Origin of the sequence: Bradyrhizobium sp. CCBAU 53351 (assembly GCF_015291745.1) — a bacterium.
Taxonomy (GTDB): domain Bacteria; phylum Pseudomonadota; class Alphaproteobacteria; order Rhizobiales; family Xanthobacteraceae; genus Bradyrhizobium.
Map to the genome: position 1 here is coordinate 6,006,834 of NZ_CP030059.1, position 22,195 is coordinate 6,029,028.

Below are 22,195 nucleotides of genomic sequence, written 5' to 3' on the forward strand. Positions count from 1 at the left end.
CAGGCTCTTCACTGCACCGACTGTGCCAATTGCCGGCCACGCCCGCTCGGACACGAATAGCGATTGCAATTCAATGATTTGGTCTAGAATCGAGGCCGCGCAAATTTTTGCGCGTCAGCAGCGCTTTGCTGAAGACACGGCGCCGGCTGAACAGACCAGCCGCAGCGCGTTGACGGCCGCTTCAGCTCCGGCGGACGTCTAATCGTCGGCGTAGTCGTCTTCCTCGCGCTTGCGCGCCATGCTCTTGCGCGCGCCGAGCGAACCGGTGACGGAGGGCTCGCGCGCATTGGCATAGGGACTGCGCGACTGCGCACGCGAGGCAACTTCCTCGCCGGAGACCGCGGCGGGCTGGCAGATCAGGCGGCGGCTGGCGCGGCGCATCAGGTCCACGTGGATGTGGTCATAGTGATAGACGTTGGAGCCCGGCGCCAGCACCGTGGTGAAATGCGCGCAGGCGCCCGCCTGCACGTCGCGCAAGAATCCCTGCTCCTCCGGCATGCCGCGCCAGCCGTCCTTCACGGTGACGCGGCGTCCGTCGGCCAGCACGAAGGCAGCAATATCGAGCGCATTGCCGAAGGCGTGCTCGGAGATATGGGCACGCGAGTTACCGTTCATGCCGCGGCAGGAATAGGCGGAGATCTGCTTGATCTCGGCGACGCGGACGCCGAACCAGCGCATCGACGAAGGCTGCACGGTATCGGCGAGCCAGCGGTCGAGCTCGGACACGATCGGACAGGCCAGCGTCGCGGTCGGCTTGATCGCGACAGGACCGACGGCTGTGACACCATTGCCCTGCGCCGGACCAAGACGCGGCAGCGCCTGCTGTGCGGGCGCCTGCGAATAAGGCGCGGGATTCGCCGGCCTAGCCGGATAGCTCGGCGCATTCATGTAGCGCGAGGCCCCCGCGGCATCAGTGCCCTCGGGCGGCAGATCGATCTCGTCTTCCTCCGGCGCGACGCCGGGCGCGTTCAACGACATCGGCCCCGTCGAGGTGCCATAACCGCTGGGTTGGCGGACCGCGGTTTCGGGATAGTTCGAGCGCGACGGAGTGGAGGACGCCGGATAATTCTGGCTCTGCGGATAGTTCGATCGCGGCTGCGCCACCGGCCAACGTGGCTGGCCACCGATGCTGCCCGGCGGTCGCAGTTCCTCGTCGGCAAAGCCGTAAGTGCCTGAGGCTTCGCCGAGGGCGGCGACCTTGAGCGGAAACTCGGCGCCGCACTGGCCGGGCCCCGAGATCGGGTCGATCCGGACCAGATCCGGCCCCTCTTTCACCGCGCCCGATTTCAGGCATGCGGCCTCAGCCTCGGCCCGCCATGGTTCACGTTCGGCCTGGAAGAAGCCGCGTCCGCAACCCGCTAGCGAAACAAGGACGATGGAGCCGACGAGATACAAACGAACTCCGCGCGTCATGCACGCACGTTCGATGAATTTACTTAAAGACTCTTCAACACGTTGATTTCAGTGTTCTTTAACCATACCGGCTCACGCATGCCGAACCCCGGGCAGAACCGAGCGACAGCAAGGCTGACTTTTTCGCGCCGAGACTCTCTGTTAACCATACCGGCTCGCGCGCCAAAGCAGCGCGCAGGGTGGGAGCGACCTCATGACGTTCGCCGGGAGACTGAGCGTAGTCACCGCGTACCTCGCCATGGCCTTCGTCGGCGCCATCGTGCTCGGCATGATCTAGCGGTTTATTAAGCCCATCGCAGGCGGCCTCTTCCCTTCTCTTGTGGGAGAGGGGAGCAGCGCGACTGCCGCAAATATTACGACCGTGCACTCCACTGCCGCGACGTGGTGATCAACTGCTCCTCCGGCGCCTCGACGCGCGTCCAGTCGTTGCCCGAGCACCAGAAACGCCAGAACGCGCAGGCCTCGACGTGGAGCCTGCCGGGACTCTTCAGCGTCATCGTCGCGTAATAGGTGTTGCCGCTGGAGCGGCTGTAGATGCTGCCGGTCCAGGCGTCGTGCGATTTCGGCTTCATGTTGACGAGCACGCTCTCGCCCCGGCTCAAAGCCTCGGTCAGCGCGTAGCCGCACAATGCGGGCCCGCAGCGCTCGATGCGGACTGTGCCCTTGGCACCGACACTCTCCCATTCGCCGAGCGGCGTATAGGCCTGCTCGTCGTCGTTGCGCTGCGCAGCCGCCGCGGTCGGCTTGATCTCGGGGCTCGGAACGGGCGGCGGCTCCATGCGCGGCGGATCGAGCATGACGGTCTTCGGTGGATCGATGCGCGGCAGCTCAACCCGTGGCGGATGCGGGCTCGGCGCCTCGGGTCTTGACGCCTCGGGTTTTGGCGCCGGCGGCAGCACGACGGGTTGCGACGTCGTCGCGGCCATGACGGGAGCCGCCGGCACCGGTGACGGCACGACCACGGTCGCCGGCCTGACCGGAATGACGACATTGGCCGGCGGCGCGGCCGGAGCCGGCGCTGGGGGGGGCGATGTCACACCGGCATCTTCTGTCGGCCGGATGCTGCGATTCGAGGACACCGAGACACAGGACGCAGATCGGCAATTGCGCGGCGCCTCGACACGGAAGCGGTGGCCGCCAATCGAGAACGAATAGGAGCCGGCCTCGGCCGCCGGCGCGATCGCCAGCAGTGCGATCATTATGCCAAGCGAAGTCGCAAGCCGTTGCATCTCCGTCTCCCTCAGTATCGCGACGACCTTACGCAAAGGAACCGCGGCTGAATGTGCGCTGCCTCACCCAGGCGGCGCGCACCGTTGTGACCCCCATCACAGAACGCCCGGCCAGTCCGGCGTAGGGTCGAACCACGCTTCATCCACCAGCGTCTTCAGCCCCATCTCGGGACCAACGCCAATTCGGAGGTTGTCATGAACAAGCTCACCATCGCCGTCACCGCACTCTTCCTGGCGTCGACCGCCGCCGCCCATGCCGGCGGCAATACGATCTCGTTCCAGATCGAGGGCCAGCACATCCGCATCGAGACGCCGCGCAACTGCGCCTCGCTCAATTGCGTGACCATCGTCGCGCCGGGCCTGTCGGACAAGCCGATCAAGCTGAACAACATCAACCTCAAGGGCCTCGGCGGCTCGAAGGACGATGACGTCGACACCACGCCGGCTCCGGCGACGACCGCGCAGCCCGCACCGGCTCCGGTGCAGCAGCCCGTGCAGCAGGCGCCGGTCCAGGCCACCGCGCCGGCCGCGCCCGTTGTCGCTCCGGCCGCACCCGCGCCGACCGTTGCCGCCGCGCCGTCCCTCGACACGACGACGCAGCCCGCGCCCGTCGCGGCGCCTGCTCCCGTTGCTGCTCCCGCGCCGGTCGCGGTTGCGCCCGCTCCGGCCCCGGTTGCCGCCGCGCCCGTGGCCGCGGCGAACTCGCCGATCGGCGTCTGGGCGACCGAAGAGGGCAAGGGCAATGTCCGCGTCGAGCAGTGCGGCGCCAATCTGTGCGGCTACGCCGAGAAGACCAACGAGCGCATCCTGATTAACATGAAGCCCGAGGGCGCGAAGTGGAGCGGCCGCATTCACGATCCCAACTCCGGCCGCAACTACGACTCGACCATCGCGATGAAGGGCCCGAATGCGATGCGCGTGCAGGGCTGCGCCTTCGGCGGCATGTTCTGCGGCGGCCAGACCTGGAAGCGCGTGAGCTGACACGCGGAGCGCGTCATCCGGGGCGATGCCAAGCACCGAACCATGGCGCGCAATTGCGCACCTGAGGATCTCGCGCCACACCTACAAATCTTCGTCATGCCCGGGCTTGTCCCGGGCATCCACGTTCCGAGTGACGCGAAGCAAGGCGTGGATGGCCGGGTCAAGCCTAGCCATAACGGAGTAGAGAGGTTTAGCCCCAAGCTGGCACCGCACACCATTTGGCCTCCTCACCCCTGCGACACATGTTCATCCGCCATTCAGGTCCCTCCGGCTGATATCGGCCGATCTCGCCTCGCGTTCTCACCGGGACTTCCTCGTGACATCATTGCTGGCCTGGCGCCGCTTCGTGTTCGCGCTTGCGCTGCTGGCATTGCCGCTGGCGGGCAGCGGCGCAACGCATGCATCCGATGCAATCGAGCTCGCGCAGGCGCAGCCCCAGGCAGAGCCGGCGCCTGCGGCTTCCCCAGCCCCTTCCGCCTCCCCCACGCCTTCAGCCTCGCCTGCTCCCTCGACAGATACGCAATCCACCGTCGAGCCGATCGGCAACGTCGCGGCCGTCACGGGGATCGCCACCGTGATCCGCGACAAGAACTCCTATCCGCTGCGCGTGCGCGACGACATCTACCTCAACGACGTCGTGCAGACCTCGTCGAACTCCACGCTCGGCATCACCTTCAACGACGCCACCACGTTCAACCTCTCCGCCTCGTCGAAGATCACCATCGACAATTACGTCTATGAGGACGGCGGCAAGCAGAATTCCGGAATCTTCGACATCGGCAAGGGCACGGTGGCCTTCGTGGCGGCCGCCGTGGCGAAGACCGGCAACATGAAGATCACGACGCCGACAGCGACGCTCGGCATCCGCGGCACCACCGGCGTCGTCGACGTGCCCGAAGGCGCGGCCGCGAGCAGCGCGCGCAACGTCAACATCAAGCTCTATCCCGATGCCGACGGCCGCGTCGGCCACATCGACGTCGACGACCGCACCAGCGGCACGCGGCTCGGCGCGCTGACGCAAGGCGCGAGCGGCTTTGCGATCCGGCCTGGCGCTGCCGGCCCGGGCGGCATGCGCTTTGCGGCGGTGCCGATCACGATTCCCGCGCAGCAGATCGCGCGCGACCGCGGCTTCGTCAGCCAGGTGCATCTGGCGCAGACCACGGGGCGTCAGATCGTCACCGAGCAGCGCGACTTCCGCCGCGCCAATCCGGCTGCCCAGAGCCGCATTCCGCGGCCGGCACAGCCGCCGCAGAAACAGCAATTGCGTCCGGCGACCACCGTTCCGGGACAGCAGCCCCAGCGCCCGAACGGCCAGCCGGGCCAGAACAACCGTCCAGGTCAGCAGCAGCCGGGCACACCGGGCCGGCAAGGTGCGCAGCCGCCGCAGCAGCGGCCGGGCCAGCAAGGTGGCGCCGTGCAGCCGGGCACACCGCGTGCGGGTCAGGGCCAACAGCAACAAGGCCAGCAACAGCCCGGCCAGCCGCAAGGCGCAGGACGTCCAGGAGCACCGCGCGCCGGACAGCGCACACCGCCGATCGGCACGCCGCAAACCCAGCCGCAACGCGGCGGACAGATTCAGCCCGGAGGAGTCGTGCCGCCACAGCAGCCGGCGACACAGCCGCAACTGCCGCGCACCGGCATGCAATCGGGCCAGCCGCCTGCGGCTCAGCCACCGGGCATGCAACGCCCCGGCGGATTCCAGCAGCGCCCCCCCGCCGCGCAGCGCCCGGCGGCCCCGCGCAAACCAGCATCCGCTCCGAAGGAGAAGGAGCGGCGGTGACCCTCGAGGCAGCGCCCCGCCTCCGCACGATAGCGCTGAGGAGGACTCGTCCCTCCTCCGTCAGCCCACGCTTCCACAGGCATATCGACTTGCGGATGGTCTCCAGGCGCGCCAGCAGCGCGGCGTGACCTCACGCCTCGCCGCGCAGCCAGGCCTTCACCTTCTGCAACAGGCCGTGGCGCAACTCGTGGACGGAGGCGGCTTCGGCGGGTGTCAGCGCCTGGAAGGCTGCATCCATGTCATCGGCCGATTGCACCGGCTCGGGTATCGGCGACGGCGCGCGCCTCGCGGCCGCAAGCGCAATCGGGCCAATCTGGGTCAGGAACGCGCGTTCATATTCGCGCGACAGCCGCGCGATCGCGTCGTCCAACGCGAGCCAGTCGACCGCCTTGATGTCGTTCATCAGCTTGCGGACGGGACCGCCCTCGGCTTCCATGCGCCAGAAATGCACGACCTTCGAGCGCCCGCCGGATTGGTAGACGAGCGTGCCGAGAAATTCGTGAACGGCGACGTCGTGGCCGGTCTCTTCCAGCACCTCGCGATGCGCCGCCTCCTTCGGCGTCTCGCCGTCGTCGAGCTTGCCCTTGGGCAGGACCCACTCGTTGCGCTTGCGCTGGCGCACGACCGCGATCAGCGGTGTCGAACCACGCCGCAGCACGATACCACCCGCCGCCATCACCGGCGCCCGCGCCATCATCAAATCCGTCGTCGTATAGTCCCCACCGACGATATAGGCGACGGGAGCGGCAGATTGAAGGCTACTTTCTTCTGAGCAGCGCCTCACCGGCACGGATGCGCGTGCCCTCGGCGATGCCGTCGCAGAAGCTGAAATCGCCCGGCGCGAGGATGATGATGGTCGAGCCATGTTCGAACCAGCCGAGTTCCTCGCCCTTGGTCACGTTGACGTCGCAGGGGAAGTTGACCGGACCGCGCGTCTGCGCGTTCAGCACCCTATCGAGAAAGTGCAGGCGGATGCTCGCGACCAGGATCGCGGCGACCGGTACCAGCGTCACGGCCTCGCCGGTCGACAAATGCGTGCGGATCACCGCGCGCTCGTTCTTGCAGAACAGGCGCTCGACGCGCTTGAGCGCAATCGGATTGACGTTCCAGACGTCGCCGTGGATCAGCGTGACGCGCTCGATATGCGCATCGAAGGGCGCATGGAAGCGATGATACATGCTCGACGTCAGCCGCAGCGTCACGAAGCTGCCGTTGCGGTGCTGATCCACCAGCGCGGAATCGCCGACGAGGTCGAGCAGCGAATAGGGCGCGCCCTTGACCTGGAACAGCTCGGTGTCCGCGATCCTGCCGTGAGCGCCGACAATGCCATCCGAGGGGCTGGCGACAATGGTGGGGTCGGGATCAAAGGGGCGCAAGCCCGGCTTCAGCTCCCGGGTAAAACAATCGTGCAGGCTCTTGAAGTGGGTCTTCTTCGCCTCGGACAGATCGAGGTCGGAGAACAGCTTCCACAGCGCGATCGAGAAGTCCCGCACGAGGGGATTCTCGATCTTGGAGAACCTGCCCATGAAGCGGGTCAGCGCGGCGCGCGGGATGCGGTTGGTCAACAGAAAGTTGAGGTCTTCCTGCTGGGTGAAAGAGGCGATGAGGGCTTTGACTGTCATGAATCTGTCAGCTCACAGTATTAGCGCTTGTTGTCATGGAAACGACACTCCCGATTCTCTCGATGTCCGTGGCCGCCGCAGCGTCTGCTGCCGCCGTCCTCCCGAAGCTGAAGGCGCGGATCGAACTGTCCCGCGCCAAGCATCGCTCGCTCGCCGGGCACTCCAAGATGTCGCGCCGGGTGGCAAAGCTGCTCCCGTTCTACGAATACGGAGAGAACGACATCTTCTCGTGCGACGGCGCGCCGGCGGACATCGCCGCGCAGCGCAAGGAGGCCTTCTTTCGTCTCGCCGCCCTCTACGCCGAGCGCTACCCGAAGGGCCGCGCGATGACGAAGGAAGCGGCGGACAAGATCTCCGACCTGAATTTCACCGAGAGCTATCGCGTGCCGTTCCAGTTCTCGCGCCTGGTCCGCGAGCACCTGGGCACCTCGACCTTCGTGGAGTCCTCGCGCGGCGTCACCGTCACGGATGTCGACGGCAACACATCCTACGATCTCACGGGGTCCTACGGCGTCAACATCTTCGGCAACGATTTCTACAAGGAGTGCATCGAGGGCGCCGAGAAGCGCGCGCATGCACTCGGCCCGGTGCTCGGCCCCTACCATCCCGCGATCCTCGACAATGTCCAGCGTCTCTGCCGCATCTCGGGCCTCGACGAGGTCTCGTTCCACATGTCCGGCACCGAGGCCGTGATGCAGGCGGTGCGGCTGGCGCGCTACCATACCAAGCGCACGCATCTCGTTCGTTTTGCCGGCGCCTATCACGGCTGGTGGGGCGACGTGCAGCCGGGCGTCGGCAATCCCATTGCCGCGCACGAGACTTACACCCTCGCCGAGATGTCCGAGAAGACGCTGCACGTGCTGCGTACGCGCAAGGACATCGCCTGCGTGCTGGTCAACCCGCTGCAAGGCCTGCACCCCAACGCCAACGCGCCCGGCGATTCCTCGCTGGTGGATTCCTCCCGCGGCGGCAACTTCGATCGCGCGGCCTACACCGAATGGCTCAAGAAGCTGCGCGAGGTCTGCGACCAGCGCGGCATCGTGCTGATCTTCGACGAGGTCTTCGTCGGCTTCCGGCTCGCCGCCGGCGGTGCCCAGGAATATTTCGGCGTGCGCGCCGACATGGTGACCTACGGCAAGAGCCTCGCCGGCGGCCTGCCGGTCGGCGTGGTCTGCGGCAAGCGCGAGCTGATGCGCCGCTTCCGCGACGACCGTCCCGCCGACATCTGCTTCGCCCGCGGCACCTTCAACTCGCATCCCTACGTCATGACGGCAATGGACGAGTTTTTGAGCCGGCTCGCCAGCCCGAACTTCCATGCCATTTATGATGGACTGGAAGAAACCTGGAACGGTCGCGTCCAAAAGCTCAACCAGATGATGACGGACGCCGACCTGCCGGTGCGGTTCGCCAACTTCTCGTCGATCTGGACGGTGAAATACACGACGCCCTCCCGCTACAATTGGATGCTGCAATATTATTTGCGCGCCGAGGGCCTGGCGCTGAGCTGGGTCGGCACCGGCCGGCTGATCTTCAGCCTGAACTACACCGACGCCGATTTCACCGAAGTCGCCGACCGCTTCGTCCGCGCGGCCGGGAAGATGAAGGCCGACGGCTTCTGGTGGCACGACGGCGTGCTCACCAACAAGACTATCAAGCGGCAGATCCTGAAAGAGATGCTGGCCAAGCGTTTTGGACGCTGAGGCCACACTTCGCGGGCTTGCCGCCGATGCGGCGGGGTTGTGTGCGCCATATGCGATTGCCCTACCGCGCGCGGGGAGGGGCGAAGCAGCCCCCAGCACGTGGATGCCCGGCACGAGGCCGGGCATGACGTAACCATCAGACATCGGAGTGTGTTGTGTACGTAGCGCGCTCAGGCGTGCTGCTCTTCGAGCGTGGGCTCGCCGATGAGGCCCAGCGTGTGCTCGGGGTTGAGGTGCAGGCCGGGATCCATCAGCTCACCGCGCATCAGGGCGAGCGGAGCACTGCGGTAGAGCATCAGATCGTGGAACGGATCGGTCAGGATCTTGGTCATCCAGACGAGGCCGGTCTCGACGTCGCGGATGAAGAACAGGTGCACGGTGCGGAACAAGAGGCCACCGCCGCCGACCACGAGCCAGATCTTTGCAACCTGCCGCATGAAGTCGGTCGCGCTGGCCCAGGGCGTGAACAGGCCGAACAGCGTCGGGTCGAGGAACAGCACCAGCGGCGAGGCCGCCCAGATCGCCATCAGCACCACCTTGCGCTGCAAATTGTAGCCGACCTTGATCTCTTCCTTGTACTCGTGCGTCGCCTGGTTGATGTGGTCGTAGGTATGCGGCTCGAAGAAGAAGTGACCGGCCTGGCGCGAGGTCATCGAGACCAGCCAACCGACCAGCGCAGAGACGACAGGGTCGACGAACAGCCAGACATAGGCGAAGAGGAAGCTCAGCGCGCTGACGAAGTGCAGGCTCTGATTGATGCGGCTGTGGTGATAGTAGCGATGGTCGTCCCAGCGCTGGATCCGCAGCTGCTCGAGATAATTCTTGATCATGCTCTTCCCCAAGATGCTTTCGGGTACGGGGTTAAACGGATTCGATGTACGCCGTGTGACAACATCATCCTGTCATGTGACGGCACGCAGCGGCGCGATGACGCACGCGACGCGTAAGCTCACGCCGCCTTGGCGATGTCGATCTTGCGGAAGCGCACCAGCGAGAAATGACCGAGCGGCGGAATCAAACGACGTTCGGCGAGCTCGATTCCGTTGGCGCCGGCCAGCCATTTCGCATAGCGCGACCAGGCGAACTCGGCGGTGCGGAAGCCGAGCGGACGCACCACCGGCTGCAGCTTCTGTTCGATGAACCGGCGCATGCCGGCGTCCGCGCTGACGCGGGTGAGGATGATCAGCTCGCCGCCCGGGCGCAGCACGCGGGCGAATTCGTCGAGCGCCTTCTCCGGGTTCGGCACGGCGGTGACGACATATTGCGCCATCACGACGTCGAAGGAATTGTCCGGGAATTCCAGCTTCTCGGCGTCCATCACCGCGAGGCCCTCGACGTTCTTCAGCTTGCCCTCGGTAACGCGCTGGCGCGCCTTGTCGAGCATGGCTTCCGAAATGTCGGTGCCGAAGATGCGCAGGTGCGGGGCGTAGAGCGGCAGCGAGATGCCGGTGCCGACACCGACCTCGAGCACGCGGCCGCCGATCTTGTTGGTGGCCGCGATCGCGGCCTGCCGGCCCTTGGCGAACACGCCGCCGAACACGAGGTCGTAGACCGGCGCCCAGCGGTCATAGGCCTGCTCGACCGTGCCGCGGGTGAGGTCGAGCTGCTGGGTGCCGTCAAGGTTCATGATCTTAGCCATCGATGAGGTTCTCGCTGTGGTTCTAACGAAAGGTCAACCGCGCACCGGCCGCCGCGCCATGCGGGGCGAAGCGCGCAAGACGCGGCTGGGCTGAAGTGAGGTGAGGTTGCCGACGAACTGGCGCGCGCTGTTCTCCCAGGAACGCTCCAGCGCGAAGTTGCGACAGGTCTCGCGCGACATGGCGAGCGCGCGCAGGCACGCGGCGCGCAGATCGTGATCGATCGCGCCGATCGGATGATCGGCGATGACGTCCTTCGGACCCGTGACCGGAAATGCGGCCACTGGCGTGCCGCAGGCCAGTGCCTCCAACTGCACCACGCCGAAGGTGTCGGTCAGGCTCGGAAACACGAAGACGTCGGCGGCGGCGAGATGCGCGGTGAGATCGGCGCCCTTCTTCTCGCCGAGGAACACGGCATCGGGATATTTCCTTTCGAGCGCGGCCTTCTGCGGGCCGTCGCCAACGACGACCTTGGTGCCGGGCAGGTCGAGCGAGAGGAACGCTTCGAGGTTCTTCTCCACCGCGACGCGGCCCATGGTCATGAAGATCGGACCCGGCAGGTCGAGCCTCGCCGGAGAGTCGGGATGGAACAGCTCGGTGTTGACGCCGCGGGTCCAGAAGCCGAGCCGCTTGAAGCCACGCTCGGACAGCTCCTGCCGCAGCGACGGCGTCGCCACCATGGTCATGGCGGCGGCATCGTGGAAATGGCGCAGCACGGCATAGCCGACGCTGGCGGGCATGCCGGACCGCACCGAGACGTATTCCGGAAAGCGCGTGGTGTAGGAGGTGGTGAAGGCGAGCCGGTTGCGCCGGCAATAGGCCCGCGCGGCCCAGCCGATCGGCCCTTCGGTCGCAATGTGCAGCGCGTCCGGTGCCGCCTTCTCGATCCGGCGCGCGATCTCTTTGCCGCTCGGCAGCGCGATGCGCAGGCCCGGATAGGTCGGCAGCGGCCAGGACGGAAAGCCGTCGGGTGTCAGAAAGTCGATCTCGACTTCGAGGGCCTTGGCCGCATTCGCCAGCGAGGTCAGCGTCCGGACCACGCCGTTGACCTGCGGATGCCAGGCGTCGGTCGCGATTAATACCCGCATGGGAAAATCCCGAGAGTTTGATGATTCTCAGGCATCGACCATCAACGAAGGATATTTCAGGCGTGTGACGTCATAGAAGTGTCCGCGGGCTGTTTTGTTCGTTAACGGGCGGCCCCAGCCACGAAACCGTCATGAAACAATCCTTTCCGCCGTGAAACCGTTTTCGGTTTTCCGCGCAAATGTCCCGAAACGTTTTGCCGTTAGTGATCCAGGCAACAGAGCACCGCAACGGTGCCGCGGTGGCCAAGATCACCGAGCAAACAGGGGCGATCACATGTTCAATCTGGATATTTTCAAGACGTTTTCGCGCGCCGTTGCTTTCGGCGCAGTCGCGGTCTCGGCGATCGCATTCGGGGGTAGCGCCAAGGCCGCACCGGTGCAGATCTTCCCGTTCTTCCAGCCGCTGCCGCCGATGGCCGCGCCGCAGCCATTCCAGCCCTACCAGGCGCCCACTTACCAGACTGAGCCGTCCGAGGATCAGGACGCCGTCGAGATGCCCGCCCGCTTCCGCCGCCAGACCGTTTCCTATGCAACGCGCGAGGCGCCGGGCACCATCATCATCGATACCCCCAACACTTATCTCTATTACGTGCTCGGCAACGGTCAGGCGCTGCGCTACGGCATCGGTGTCGGCCGCGACGGCTTCACCTGGTCCGGCATCCAGTCGGTGACCCGCAAGGCGGAGTGGCCGGCCTGGACGCCTCCGCCGGAGATGATCGCCCGCCAGCCCTATCTGCCGCGCCACATGGCCGGCGGCCCCGGCAATCCGCTCGGTGCGCGCGCCATGTATCTCGGCGGCACCATCTACCGCATTCATGGCACCAACGCCCCCGAGACCATCGGCAAGCGCGTCTCGTCCGGCTGCATCCGCATGACCAATGACGACGTCACCGACCTCTACTCCCGCGTCAACGTCGGCACCAAGGTCGTGGTGCTGCCGATGACGGAGCGCCGCGCCGAGCTCGGAACCGCAGCGCGCTGAACCGGCAGGACATTGTGACGCAAACGGCCCCGGAACCCACCGGGGCCGCTTTCGTTTGCCCTCGACACGTCGACGCGCTTGCTGCGGCGCGGTGCTCCACGGAGGCGCAAATGCACTCACGCCTGCAATCCTCGCCCTATCGATGGCTGCACGCGTTCGTCTGCGCCGGCGCCCTGACGCTGCTCGCGCCTGCCTCACTCGCGCAGCAGCCCGCAAGTGGCGAGGCCGCCCAGCAGGCCTTCAACAATTCCTGCCGCACCTGCCATTCGGTGAAGGAAGGCGACAACCGCCTCGGCCCCAACCTCAACAAGATCGTGGGGCGCAAGGCCGGCGCGCTGCCGGACTACAACTACTCCTCATCGATGAAGGAAGCCGGCTTCACCTGGGACCAGGACAAGCTGACGCGCTTCATGCTCAAGCCGGACGAGGTGGTGTCGGGCAACAAGATGCAGCCTTATGGCGGCGTGTCGGCGGAGGAAGCCGGGAAGATCGTGGCTTACTTGCAGACGGCAGGCGGGCAATAGCCACGCCGCCGCTCCGCAATCCACCTCAGCCACGCCGCCGAGTGAAACGCACTCATCAGGAGATACATCGGCACCATTCTGCCGAGCAGAAATCCCTGCCCGGCGCCGCACAGCATGTCCGCCGGGCCCTCACCGATTACAACCGTCAACACGGCCATGATCGCGAAGGTCGGGCTTGCCGCCAGGGCCAGCCATCTGGCGAGGTGGCGTGCGGCCGCGATGCTGTCGCGGCCGGCGCCGGCCGTTGCGCTAGCGGGGTTAGTCACGACCTTGCGCAGCCTCCTCGCGAAAGGCCTTCTCGCCGGCGGTAGAGATCTCGACCCACTTCTGGTCGGGCGCGGCGCCTTCCGTGTAGCTGTCGTGCCAGTTCCACCATTTGTAGGTCGGCGTCTGCGGATAGCCCTTCGGCGAGTCTTCCCAGAGCTCCTGGCGGCCGAGCGGCGTGATGTCGAGATAGTTCCAGGTGCCACCCATCTGCTCGTCGCCGCGGCTCTTGACGAAATAGGTGCGGAAGATGCGCGTCCCGTCGCGGTAGAACACGTTGGTGCCGTGCCATTCGTCGACGCCGAAATCGGCATCGAAACTGTCTGTTACGGTGACCCATGGCATGGTCCAGCCCATCCGCTGCTTCAGCCTGATGATGTCGGCCTGCGGCGCGCGCGAGGCGAACACCAGCGTGGTGTCGCGGGCATTCAGATGCGCGACATGGGCGACCTGATCGGCCACCATGGAGCAGCCGCGGCAGGCGTGATCCGGCCAGCCGAACACGCCCGGCTCGAAGAACGCGCGGTAGACGATCAGCTGCCGCCGGCCCTGGAACAGGTCGGCGAGACTGAGCTTGCCGCCGGGCCCCTCGAACGCATAGGTTTTGGCCACTTCCATCCAGGGCATGCGCCGACGCTCGGCGGCCAGGGCGTCGCGGGCACGGGTATGCGCCTTTTCCTTCACGAGCAGTTGCTGACGGGCTGCCTCCCAGTCCTGCGGCGACACCACCGGCGGTGTTTGCATCACAGCCTGTCCGTTATTCGGTTCGTTCTGGGCTAATGTCATCATGACTCTCCAAATCTCTTATTCGGGCGATCGGCCTGCAGGTCGCGGAACCGCTCGCCCCTCACCGCACATCGTCGGCTGGCAACGATTTCTGGCACCGCGCGGTTGCGCGGTGGGAGTAACAAGTGTGGCGGGATTTGAATGGAGTCGCTGATCACGGCCGCCGCACGGGCGCTCGAGGCGGGCGACCCGCTCGGTGCCCTGAACCGCGTTGCGCTGCGCAACGACGCGCCCTCGCTGGCGCTGCGCGGCATCGCGATGGCGCAGCTCGGCGACCTCGCCAAGGCCAAGTCGCTGCTGCGCAGCGCTGCGCGCGCGTTCGGCCCGCGCGAGGCGGTGGCGCGCGCCAGATGCATAGTGGCCGAAGCCGAGATCGCGCTGGTCTCGCGCGACCTCGGCTGGCCGGCGAGGACTCTTGCCGCCGCACGGGCGACGCTCGAGCACCACGGCGATCTCGTGAATGCCGCCCATGCGCGCCACATCGAAGCCCGGCGCCTCCTCCTCGTCGGGCGTCTCGACGAAGCCGAGCGCATTTTGGCTGAGCCCGGCGCCGCCCTGCTCCCGCCGGCATCGCAGGCCGTCCGCGCGCTCGTCGTCGCCGGCATCGCCATCAGGCGTCTCAGAACGAAAGACGCGCGCGCGGCGCTTGACCTGGCAGTGCGGGGCGCGAGGCTCGCCGGCATCCCCGCGCTCGCGGCCGAAGTCGAAAGCGCGAGCCGCGTGCTCGATGCGCCGGCGGCGCGGCTGATCACGCGCGGCAAGGAGCGGCCATTGCTGCTTGCCGAGGTCGAGGATCTCCAGACATCCGAGGCGCTCGTCGTGGACACGTTCCATCATTCGGTTCGCAGGCGCGGCACCGTCGTGCCGCTCGGCACGAGGCCGGTGCTGTTCACCCTCGTCCGCGCCCTGGCGCAGGCCTGGCCCGCGGACGTCTCGCGGCAGACGCTGATCGCGAACGCGTTTCGTGCCAGGCATCTCGATGAATCGCATCGCGCGCGGTTGCGCGTCGAGATAGGGCGGCTCCGCACCAAGCTCGCGCCACTTGCCGATGTGACCGCGACGAAGCAGGGTTTTGCGCTGACGCCGCGCAAGACGCGACAGGTTCTCGTGCTGGCGCGGCCCGTCGAGGAAAAGCACGCGAGCATCCTCGCCTTCCTCTCCGACGGCGAGCCCTGGTCGAGCTCGGCGCTCGCGCTGGCGCTCGGAACGAGCGCGCGCACGGTGCAGCGGGCGCTCGACGAGCTGGCACGCGCGAACAAGGTGCAATGCTTCGGACATGGCCGGGCGCGGCGCTGGATGACGCCACCCGTTCCGGGTTTCCCGACAGGCTTGTTACTCCCCACGCCGCTCCTGAAGTCGTAACGTCAAGGCCACATCACAGGGAGCGAGCAGATGAAGCGTTCAGCCGCCGAGATCGTCAGGGAGTATGGGCCGTTCGAGGGCGTCGAGGCCGTGCATGGCGTCAGCTATGACGGCAGCCATGTCTGGTTCGCATCCGGCGACAGATTGAATGCGGTCGATCCTGAGAGCGGCAAGGTCGCGCGCTCCATCGACGTCGCCGCGCATGCCGGCACGGCATTCGACGGAAGGCACCTGTTCCAGATCGCCGAGGATCGCATCCAGAAGATCGATGCGGCCTCGGGCAAGGTGCTCGGCACGATTCCGGCGCCGGGCGGCGGCGGCGATTCCGGCCTCGCCTGGGCCGAGGGCTCGCTCTGGGTCGGGCAATACCGCGAGCGTAAGATCCATCAGGTCGATCCGGAAACCGGCAAGGTTCTTCGCACCATCGAGAGCAAGCGCTTCGTGACCGGGGTGACCTGGGTCGACGGCGAGCTCTGGCACGGCACCTGGGAGGGCGAGGACAGCGACATCAGGCGGATCGACCCTGAGACGGGCAAGGTGCTGGAGCAACTCGACCTGCCCGCGGGCACCATGGTCTCGGGCCTGGAGTCGGACGGCGGCGACCGCTTCTTCTGCGGTGGCGGTCCTCGCGGCAATGTGAGAGCAGTCCGCCGGCCCCGCCGTTAACCCATTCGCCGCAATTCCACCCCATCGTTGCGCTCTAGCGCCCTCCTCGCTCGCCCTGTAAAATCCCGTCGGGGCGGCCTGGGGGATAGATGCGACTAACGTTGAACTTGAAGACCATCACGATCGCCGTCGCAGTGCTCGCGGCGTCGTTCTTCATCAGCTTGAAGGCGATGGACTGGCTCGCGCCGCGCGCGACGAATTCGGCGCCGCCGGTCGCACAATTGCCGCCGCTGCCACCGGTCGCGAAGAGCTCGATCGTGATCGCGCCGGTCGCGATCGCGATCGCGGCGATCCGCGAGCAGGCCGAGAAAGCCGCGCCGCGCAATTTCGCAGGCAAGGCCGACAACCCCGTCTCGCAGATCCTGGAGAACGCCGACATCGGCTGGACCGCCGTGCGCGGGCCGATGGCAGCGGCGGGCGACAAGGACGTGCTGACGATCTCGACGCCGCTCTCCGGCAAGCTGAACGTGACGGGCTCGCTGTCGGCGAAGGCCACGGGCGCGCTCGGTGACGCTCTCGGCAGCGTGCTCGGCGGTGACGCCGCGAAACGGATCGGCGCCGTCAACATCAAGAATTTGAACGCCAGCGCCGAGATCAAGGGCAACGTGGTCATCACCTCGCGCCCGAAGCTCGCGGCCAACTGGCATCTCGAGCCCAATCTCGGCGCCCAGGTCAATCTCGGCGACACCAACGTCAACGTCGCCGGCGCCAAGGTCAACGTGCCGGCGCAGGTCAAGCCGCTGATCGACAAGAATGTCGGCGAGCAGATCAACATCGTCTCCGAGCGCATCCGCAACGATCCGAGCCTGCGCGAGAATGCGAAGCTGCAATGGGCCAAGGCGTGCCGCTCGATCCCGCTGCAGGGCTCGGGCTCCTCGGCCGCGCTTCCGCCGCTCTGGCTGGAGATGAAGCCGATCCGCGCCATCGCCGCGCAGCCGCGCGTCGACGCGCAGGCGGTGACGCTGCTGATGGGCCTGGAAGCGGAGACGCGCGTCACCTCGACGCCGACCAAGCCGGACTGTCCGTTCCCCGACAAGATCTCGATCGTGCCGCCGAGCGGCACCGGCGTGAACATCGGCGTTCCCATCGACGTGCCGTTCACCGAGATCAACAAGCTGATCACCGCGCAGATGGTCGGCCGCACCTATCCCGAGGACGGCTCCGGGCCGGTCGACGTCACCGTGAAGAGCGCCAACGTGATCCCGTCCGGCGACCGGCTGCTGATCTCGCTCTTGGTGCGCGCCAAGGAGAAGAAGAGCTGGCTCGGCCTCGGCGCCGAGGCGACCGTGCACATCTGGGGCCGGCCGGTGCTCGACCAGGCGCAACAGACGCTGCGGCTCACCGACATCCAGCTCGCGGTGGAATCCGAGGCGGCGTTCGGCCTGCTCGGCGCCGCGGCGCGCGCCGTCGTGCCGCAGATGCAGCAGGCACTGCTGCAGAGGGCAACGCTCGACCTGAAGCCGATCGCCGCCAACGCCCGCGAGAAGATCGCCGCCGCCATCGCCGATTACCAGAAGAGCGAGGACGGCCTCAAGGTCGACGCCAAGATCGACAGCCTGACGCTGGCCGACATCGCCTTCGATTCCAAAACGTTGCGCGTGGTCGCGGAAGCCGGCGGCTCGCTGAATGTGTATGTGAGCAAGCTGTCGGGGATGTAGCGCGGCTCCCACGCCTCTTCATCCCTCGCACCGCTGGCATTCTCATCCGAGGATGCTAAGCTGCCCCTTGCAACCTCGAACGAGGTGCTGACAGCATTGTAGCGGCAAGCCGAGGACAACATGGAAGCCGGCATGGTGACGCCCGCGCCGGCATTGGTGCGCTTTTCCGGCATTCAGAAGACCTATGATGGCGAGCACCTCGTGGTGAAGAACCTCGATCTCGACATCAGGAAGGGCGAGTTCATCACCCTGCTCGGCCCGTCGGGCTCGGGCAAGACGACCACGCTGATGATGCTGGCCGGCTTCGAGGTTCCGACCCATGGCGAGATCTATCTCGGCGAGCGGCCGATCAAGAACATGCCGCCGCACAAGCGCGACATCGGCATGGTGTTCCAGAATTACGCCTTGTTTCCGCACCTGACGATCGCCGAGAATATCGCCTTCCCGCTATCCGTTCGCAAGACGAGCAAGGCGGAAGCGCAGGAGCGCGTCAAATCGGCATTGCGCATGATCAAGATGGAAGCCATGGCGCAGCGGCGGCCCGGACAGCTGTCCGGCGGGCAGCAGCAGCGCGTGGCGCTGGCGCGCGCGCTGGTTTTCAACCCGCAACTCGTGCTGATGGACGAGCCGCTCGGCGCGCTCGACAAGCGCCTGCGCGAACAGATGCAGCTGGAGATCAAGCAGCTGCACGAGAAGATGGGCATCACGATCGTCTACGTCACCCACGATCAGAGCGAAGCGCTCACCATGTCGGACCGCATCGCCGTGTTCAACGACGGCATCGTGCAGCAGATCGACAAGCCCGACGCGCTTTACGAGCATCCGGTGAACAGCTTCGTGGCCCATTTCATCGGCGAGAACAATGTGCTTTCAGGCACCGTCGAGACGGTCGAGAATGACTATTGCCGCGTCGCGCTGGCCGGTGGCGGCGCCGTGACCGCGCGGGCGGTCAACATCCAGGGCGCGGGCGCGTCCACCTCGCTGTCGGTCCGGCCGGAGCGGATCGCCATTGTCCCGGACGGCGCGTCCTGCGACGGACCGAACCGCCTGCCGGCGAGGGTGCAGAACACCATCTATCTCGGCGATCACGCGCTGGCCGTGCTCGACGTCGCCGGCAACGGCGAGTTCATGGTCAAGCTTCAGCCGGGCGCACATGACAGCCTGAGACATGGTGAAAGCGTATTCGTCAGCTTCCGCCCCGAGGACTGTCTGGCGCTCGATCCGGTCTGACCCAACACAAGCGGACCTGACATACTCAACCTCAACGCAACTCGCATGAAGAAGGAACCAGGACCATGATGAAGCGCAAGACGATTGCTCTGGGTTTCGCCGCGGCGTTCGTTGCCAGCGCTGCGCTGATGACGGTCGCAGAGGCGCGTGACCTCACCGTCGTGTCGTGGGGCGGCGCCTATCAGGATGCCCAAAAGAAGGTCTATTTCGAGCCGTTCAAGAAGGCGACCGGGATTGCCATGAACGACGAGTCCTGGGACGGCGGCGTCGGTGTGTTGCGCGCCAAGGTGCAGGGCGGCGCCGCCACCTGGGACGTCGTCCAGGTCGAGAGCGACGAATTGGCGGTCGGCTGCGAGGAAGGCCTGTTCGAGAAGATGGACTATACCAAGATCGGCGGAGAGGCTGCCTACATTCCGCCGTCGGTCAACCCGTGCGGCGTCGGCGCCATCCTCTATGACTTCGTGCTCGGCTACGACAAGGACAAGCTGAAGGAAGCCCCGAAGGGCTGGGCCGACTTCTTCGACACAAAGAAGATCCCGGGCAAGCGCGCTTTGCGCCAGGGCCCGAAGACGACGCTGGAGATCGCGCTGATGGCCGACGGCGTCCCGCCGAAGGACGTCTACCAGGTGCTGGCGACCGACGACGGTGTCGATCGCGCGTTCATGAAGCTCGACACCATCAAGGGCGACATCGTCTGGTGGAAGGCCGGCGCCCAGCCGCCGCAACTGCTCGCCTCCGGCGAGGTGGTGATGACCTCGGTCTACAACGGCCGCATCGACACCGCGAACAAGAACGAGAAGAAGAATTTCGGCATGGTGTGGGACGGCGCGCTCTTCACCCTCGACAGCTGGGTCGTCCTGAAGGGCAGCCCGAACAAGGAGGCGGCCTACAAGTTCCTGGACTTCGCCGGCAAGGCGGAGAACCAGTCGAAACTGTCGGAGCAGATCGCCTACGGCACCTCGAACAAGGACGCGGCCGGCAAGCTCGCGCCCGCCGTCCTGAAGGACCTGCCGACCGCACCCGACAACATCAAGAACGCGGTCGAGATCAACGTTGCGTTCTGGCTCGAGAACATCGACCGCCTGACCGAGCGCTTCAACAAATGGGCGGCGAAGTAGCCACCCATGACAGCGTCCGCGACCAGTGCCGATGCGTCGACCGAAGTTCGGCTCAAGCGCCGATTGAGGCGTGCAGAGCGGGCACATCAGGTCAAGGCATTGGCGCTGGTCGCGCCGCTTCTCGTCTTCCTGCTCTTCACTTTCGCCGGGCCCATCGCCGGCATGCTGTGGCGCGCGGTCGATGACCGCGAGGTGCGCCAGGTTCTGCCTCAAACCATAGCTGCTCTCGCCGAGTGGGACGGCAAGGAGTTGCCGGACGAGAAGGCCTACGCGGCGCTGGCGAGCGACGTCCAGGCGGCGCGCGCCTCCGGGACCATCGCCATCGCGGCCAAGCGGCTGAACTACGCGCTGAACGGTTTCCGCACGATCCTGACCAGCACCTCACGCAATCTCAAGACAGCGCCCGAACCCGGCACGGCCAAGGAGACTCTGAGCAAGATCAATCCGGCCTGGCGCGAACGCGCGACGTGGACGACGATCAAGGACGCCGGCGGCCCCATCACGGGCTTCTACCTTCTGGCCGCGCTCGACCTGACGCGAAACGTGGACGGCGCGATCGTCGCGGCCCCGCCGGACCAGGCCATCTACCGCAGCCTGTTCGCGCGCACCTTCGTCATCAGTCTCAGCGTCACCGCGCTCTGCCTCATCCTCGGCTTCCCCGTCGCCTACCTCCTGGCGACGCTGCCGCCGGGCAGGTCGAACCTCCTGATGATCTTCGTCCTGCTGCCGTTCTGGACCTCGCTTCTGGTCCGCACCTGCGCCTGGATCGTGCTGCTGCAGAGCAAGGGCGTCGTCAACGACAGCCTGCACTGGCTCGGCATCATCGACGAGCCGTTGCGCCTGATCTACAATCGCTTCGGCGTCTGCGTGGCCATGACCCACGTGCTGCTGCCGTTCATGATCCTGCCGCTGTACAGCAGCATGAAGGCGATCTCGCCCGCTTACATGCGGGCGGCCGCCTCGCTCGGCGCACCGCCGCTCACCGCCTTCCTGCGCATCTACCTGCCGCAGACCCTGCCCGGCGTCAGTGCAGGAAGCCTGCTCGTCTTCATCCTGGCGCTCGGCTATTACATTACGCCGACCCTCGTCGGCGGCGCCGCCGATCAGATGATCAGCTACTTCATCGCCCTCTACACCACCGAGACCGCCAATTGGGGCCTTGCTTCGGCACTCGGTGCGGTGCTGCTGCTCGCCACCATTCTCTTGGCGCTGGTCTATGGCAAGCTGGTGCAGGGCCAGCAGGTCACGGGAGGCATGAAGAATTGAGCGACAATGCCTCCCTGCGCACGCCCAGCCAGCGCATCGCGTGGACAACGACCCTCGTGGTCTCCACGCTGGTGTTCATCTTCCTGATCGCGCCGATCCTTGCGATCATGCCGCTGTCCTTCAGTTCGAGCTCGTACCTCACCTATCCGCTGCCCGGCCTGTCCTTGCGCTGGTACGACGATTTCATCAATTCGCCGCGCTGGATGAATTCGCTGAAGAACAGCGTGATCATCGGCGTCGCCTCCACCGTGCTGTCCATGGTGCTCGGCACGCTGGCAGCGCTGGGGCTGGCGCAGTGGAAGAGCCGGTTCAAACCGCTGGTTCTGGCTTTCGTGCTGTCGCCGGTCGTCGTGCCCGGCGTCATCACCGCCGTTGGCCTGTATTTCTTCTTCGCGCCGATTGGCCTCACCGGCAGCTATCTCGGCCTGATCCTGGCCCACACCGCGCTGGCAACGCCGTTCGTGGTGATCACGGTCGGCGCGACGCTGCAAAGCTTCGACACCAATCTGGCGCGCGCCGCCGCCTCGCTCGGCGCCTCGCCGCTTCAAGCGTTCCGCCGCGTGATCCTGCCGCTGATCCTGCCCGGCCTCGCATCGGGCGCGCTGTTCGCCTTTGCGACCAGCTTCGACGAGGTGGTGATCGTGCTGTTCATGGCCGGCCCCGAGCAGCGCACCCTGCCGCGCGAGATGTTCAGCGGCATCCGCGAGAACATCAGCCCGACCATCACGGCAGCGGCGGTGATTCTGACCACGGTCTCGGTCATCCTCCTCGCCACCATGGAAGCCTTGCGCCGTCGCAACGAACGGCTCAAGCGTGGTGGTTGAAAGGACTCCTTCCTTCGTCCTCTCCCCGCAAGCGGGACGAGGTAAGAGAAACGACACGACAGCGC

At 66.2% G+C, this 22,195-nt stretch carries 21 protein-coding genes; 12 read left to right on the forward strand and 9 right to left on the reverse strand.

Annotated features, from left to right (window positions below; translation table 11 throughout):
- Positions 1–198 precede the first annotated feature (198 nt).
- Both XH83_RS28525 and XH83_RS28530 read right to left on the reverse strand, forming a co-directional pair.
- On the reverse strand, positions 199–1,413 hold the full coding sequence (locus tag XH83_RS28525; protein WP_194403957.1) for an extensin family protein: 1,215 nt from the start codon (positions 1,411–1,413) through the stop codon (positions 199–201).
- A gap of 353 nt (positions 1,414–1,766) precedes the next feature.
- Positions 1,767–2,642 (reverse strand): DUF2147 domain-containing protein, encoded by an 876-nt coding sequence (locus tag XH83_RS28530; RefSeq protein ID WP_194403958.1) that lies wholly within the window; start codon positions 2,640–2,642, stop codon positions 1,767–1,769.
- A gap of 195 nt (positions 2,643–2,837) precedes the next feature.
- Between XH83_RS28530 and XH83_RS28535 the strand changes: the two genes are divergently transcribed.
- Positions 2,838–3,623 carry a DUF2147 domain-containing protein gene (locus XH83_RS28535; RefSeq protein ID WP_194403959.1) on the forward strand — a complete coding sequence of 262 codons (786 nt, stop codon included), beginning with the start codon at positions 2,838–2,840 and terminating at the stop codon, positions 3,621–3,623.
- 325 nt (positions 3,624–3,948) lie between these two features.
- Positions 3,949–5,403 (forward strand): FecR domain-containing protein, encoded by a 1,455-nt coding sequence (locus XH83_RS28540; protein ID WP_194408429.1) that lies wholly within the window; start codon positions 3,949–3,951, stop codon positions 5,401–5,403.
- A 130-nt stretch (positions 5,404–5,533) separates the two neighbouring features.
- Here the strand turns inward: XH83_RS28540 and XH83_RS28545 are convergent, their stop codons facing one another.
- The gene (locus tag XH83_RS28545; protein ID WP_194408430.1) at positions 5,534–6,097 is read right to left on the reverse strand and encodes an NUDIX domain-containing protein; all 564 of its coding nucleotides are present in this window, start codon (positions 6,095–6,097) and stop codon (positions 5,534–5,536) included.
- A gap of 64 nt (positions 6,098–6,161) precedes the next feature.
- Positions 6,162–7,025, reverse strand: coding sequence for an archaetidylserine decarboxylase (gene asd, locus XH83_RS28550; protein WP_194403960.1), 864 nt, complete (start codon positions 7,023–7,025; stop codon positions 6,162–6,164).
- Between the two features lie 35 nt (positions 7,026–7,060).
- Here asd and XH83_RS28555 point away from each other — a divergent pair, with 35 nt between their 5' ends.
- Positions 7,061–8,725 carry an aminotransferase class III-fold pyridoxal phosphate-dependent enzyme gene (locus tag XH83_RS28555; protein ID WP_194403961.1) on the forward strand — a complete coding sequence of 555 codons (1,665 nt, stop codon included), beginning with the start codon at positions 7,061–7,063 and terminating at the stop codon, positions 8,723–8,725.
- Between the two features lie 170 nt (positions 8,726–8,895).
- Here the strand turns inward: XH83_RS28555 and XH83_RS28560 are convergent, their stop codons facing one another.
- From XH83_RS28560 to XH83_RS28570, 3 genes are all read right to left on the reverse strand, one after another.
- Positions 8,896–9,555, reverse strand: coding sequence for a hypothetical protein (locus XH83_RS28560; protein WP_194403962.1), 660 nt, complete (start codon positions 9,553–9,555; stop codon positions 8,896–8,898).
- Between the two features lie 119 nt (positions 9,556–9,674).
- Positions 9,675–10,364: a methyltransferase domain-containing protein gene (locus XH83_RS28565; RefSeq protein WP_194403963.1), complete on the reverse strand. Its 690-nt coding sequence runs from the start codon at positions 10,362–10,364 to the stop codon at positions 9,675–9,677.
- 33 nt (positions 10,365–10,397) lie between these two features.
- Positions 10,398–11,450, reverse strand: a complete 1,053-nt coding sequence (locus tag XH83_RS28570; protein ID WP_194403964.1) for a glycosyltransferase family 1 protein — start codon at positions 11,448–11,450, stop codon at positions 10,398–10,400.
- A gap of 274 nt (positions 11,451–11,724) precedes the next feature.
- Between XH83_RS28570 and XH83_RS28575 the strand changes: the two genes are divergently transcribed.
- Complete coding sequence (locus XH83_RS28575; RefSeq protein WP_194403965.1) at positions 11,725–12,432, forward strand: L,D-transpeptidase; 708 nt, start codon at positions 11,725–11,727, stop codon at positions 12,430–12,432.
- Between the two features lie 110 nt (positions 12,433–12,542).
- Positions 12,543–12,956, forward strand: coding sequence for a cytochrome c family protein (locus tag XH83_RS28580; protein ID WP_194403966.1), 414 nt, complete (start codon positions 12,543–12,545; stop codon positions 12,954–12,956).
- Here the strand turns inward: XH83_RS28580 and XH83_RS28585 are convergent.
- On the reverse strand, positions 12,929–13,222 hold the full coding sequence (locus XH83_RS28585) for a hypothetical protein (protein ID WP_194403967.1): 294 nt from the start codon (positions 13,220–13,222) through the stop codon (positions 12,929–12,931). The genes XH83_RS28580 and XH83_RS28585 overlap by 28 nt on opposite strands.
- A complete protein-coding gene (locus XH83_RS28590) occupies positions 13,215–14,006 on the reverse strand; it encodes a DUF899 domain-containing protein (protein WP_371746168.1) in 792 nt (263 codons plus the stop codon). The genes XH83_RS28585 and XH83_RS28590 overlap by 8 nt, the downstream gene beginning before the upstream one ends.
- Positions 14,007–14,147: 141 nt before the next feature.
- On the opposite strand from XH83_RS28590, the gene XH83_RS28595 reads away from it, so the two are divergent.
- From XH83_RS28595 to XH83_RS28625, 7 genes are all read left to right on the forward strand, one after another.
- The gene (locus XH83_RS28595; RefSeq protein WP_194403969.1) at positions 14,148–15,368 is read left to right on the forward strand and encodes a helix-turn-helix domain-containing protein; all 1,221 of its coding nucleotides are present in this window, start codon (positions 14,148–14,150) and stop codon (positions 15,366–15,368) included.
- A gap of 30 nt (positions 15,369–15,398) precedes the next feature.
- On the forward strand, positions 15,399–16,034 hold the full coding sequence (locus XH83_RS28600; RefSeq protein ID WP_194403970.1) for a DUF5074 domain-containing protein: 636 nt from the start codon (positions 15,399–15,401) through the stop codon (positions 16,032–16,034).
- A gap of 89 nt (positions 16,035–16,123) precedes the next feature.
- Positions 16,124–17,692, forward strand: a complete 1,569-nt coding sequence (locus XH83_RS28605; RefSeq protein ID WP_194403971.1) for a DUF4403 family protein — start codon at positions 16,124–16,126, stop codon at positions 17,690–17,692.
- A gap of 120 nt (positions 17,693–17,812) precedes the next feature.
- Entirely contained in the window at positions 17,813–18,922 is a 1,110-nt protein-coding gene (locus tag XH83_RS28610) for an ABC transporter ATP-binding protein (protein WP_194403972.1), read from the forward strand.
- Between the two features lie 65 nt (positions 18,923–18,987).
- Complete coding sequence (locus XH83_RS28615; protein ID WP_194403973.1) at positions 18,988–20,040, forward strand: ABC transporter substrate-binding protein; 1,053 nt, start codon at positions 18,988–18,990, stop codon at positions 20,038–20,040.
- Between the two features lie 6 nt (positions 20,041–20,046).
- Complete coding sequence (locus XH83_RS28620; RefSeq protein ID WP_194403974.1) at positions 20,047–21,306, forward strand: ABC transporter permease; 1,260 nt, start codon at positions 20,047–20,049, stop codon at positions 21,304–21,306.
- Positions 21,303–22,130 carry an ABC transporter permease gene (locus tag XH83_RS28625; protein ID WP_194403975.1) on the forward strand — a complete coding sequence of 276 codons (828 nt, stop codon included), beginning with the start codon at positions 21,303–21,305 and terminating at the stop codon, positions 22,128–22,130. The genes XH83_RS28620 and XH83_RS28625 overlap by 4 nt, the downstream gene beginning before the upstream one ends.
- The last annotated feature ends 65 nt before the right edge of the window (positions 22,131–22,195 follow it).

What these genes read in the sequence shown, in the direction of transcription:
- XH83_RS28595 (WP_194403969.1), top strand. Translation starts at nt 14,148, where the DNA reads ATGGAGTCGCTGATCACGGCCGCCGCACGGGCGCTCGAGGCGGGCGAC.
- XH83_RS28580 (WP_194403966.1), top strand. Translation starts at nt 12,543, where the DNA reads ATGCACTCACGCCTGCAATCCTCGCCCTATCGATGGCTGCACGCGTTC.
- XH83_RS28555 (WP_194403961.1), top strand. Translation starts at nt 7,061, where the DNA reads ATGGAAACGACACTCCCGATTCTCTCGATGTCCGTGGCCGCCGCAGCG.
- XH83_RS28615 (WP_194403973.1), top strand. Translation starts at nt 18,988, where the DNA reads ATGATGAAGCGCAAGACGATTGCTCTGGGTTTCGCCGCGGCGTTCGTT.
- XH83_RS28560 (WP_194403962.1), bottom strand. Translation starts at nt 9,555, where the DNA reads ATGATCAAGAATTATCTCGAGCAGCTGCGGATCCAGCGCTGGGACGAC.
- XH83_RS28610 (WP_194403972.1), top strand. Translation starts at nt 17,813, where the DNA reads ATGGAAGCCGGCATGGTGACGCCCGCGCCGGCATTGGTGCGCTTTTCC.
- XH83_RS28605 (WP_194403971.1), top strand. Translation starts at nt 16,124, where the DNA reads ATGCGACTAACGTTGAACTTGAAGACCATCACGATCGCCGTCGCAGTG.
- XH83_RS28590 (WP_371746168.1), bottom strand. Translation starts at nt 14,006, where the DNA reads ATGACATTAGCCCAGAACGAACCGAATAACGGACAGGCTGTGATGCAA.
- XH83_RS28530 (WP_194403958.1), bottom strand. Translation starts at nt 2,642, where the DNA reads ATGCAACGGCTTGCGACTTCGCTTGGCATAATGATCGCACTGCTGGCG.
- asd (WP_194403960.1), bottom strand. Translation starts at nt 7,025, where the DNA reads ATGACAGTCAAAGCCCTCATCGCCTCTTTCACCCAGCAGGAAGACCTC.
- XH83_RS28575 (WP_194403965.1), top strand. Translation starts at nt 11,725, where the DNA reads ATGTTCAATCTGGATATTTTCAAGACGTTTTCGCGCGCCGTTGCTTTC.
- XH83_RS28600 (WP_194403970.1), top strand. Translation starts at nt 15,399, where the DNA reads ATGAAGCGTTCAGCCGCCGAGATCGTCAGGGAGTATGGGCCGTTCGAG.
- XH83_RS28535 (WP_194403959.1), top strand. Translation starts at nt 2,838, where the DNA reads ATGAACAAGCTCACCATCGCCGTCACCGCACTCTTCCTGGCGTCGACC.
- XH83_RS28545 (WP_194408430.1), bottom strand. Translation starts at nt 6,097, where the DNA reads ATGGCGCGGGCGCCGGTGATGGCGGCGGGTGGTATCGTGCTGCGGCGT.
- XH83_RS28525 (WP_194403957.1), bottom strand. Translation starts at nt 1,413, where the DNA reads ATGACGCGCGGAGTTCGTTTGTATCTCGTCGGCTCCATCGTCCTTGTT.
- XH83_RS28565 (WP_194403963.1), bottom strand. Translation starts at nt 10,364, where the DNA reads ATGGCTAAGATCATGAACCTTGACGGCACCCAGCAGCTCGACCTCACC.
- XH83_RS28570 (WP_194403964.1), bottom strand. Translation starts at nt 11,450, where the DNA reads ATGCGGGTATTAATCGCGACCGACGCCTGGCATCCGCAGGTCAACGGC.
- XH83_RS28620 (WP_194403974.1), top strand. Translation starts at nt 20,047, where the DNA reads ATGACAGCGTCCGCGACCAGTGCCGATGCGTCGACCGAAGTTCGGCTC.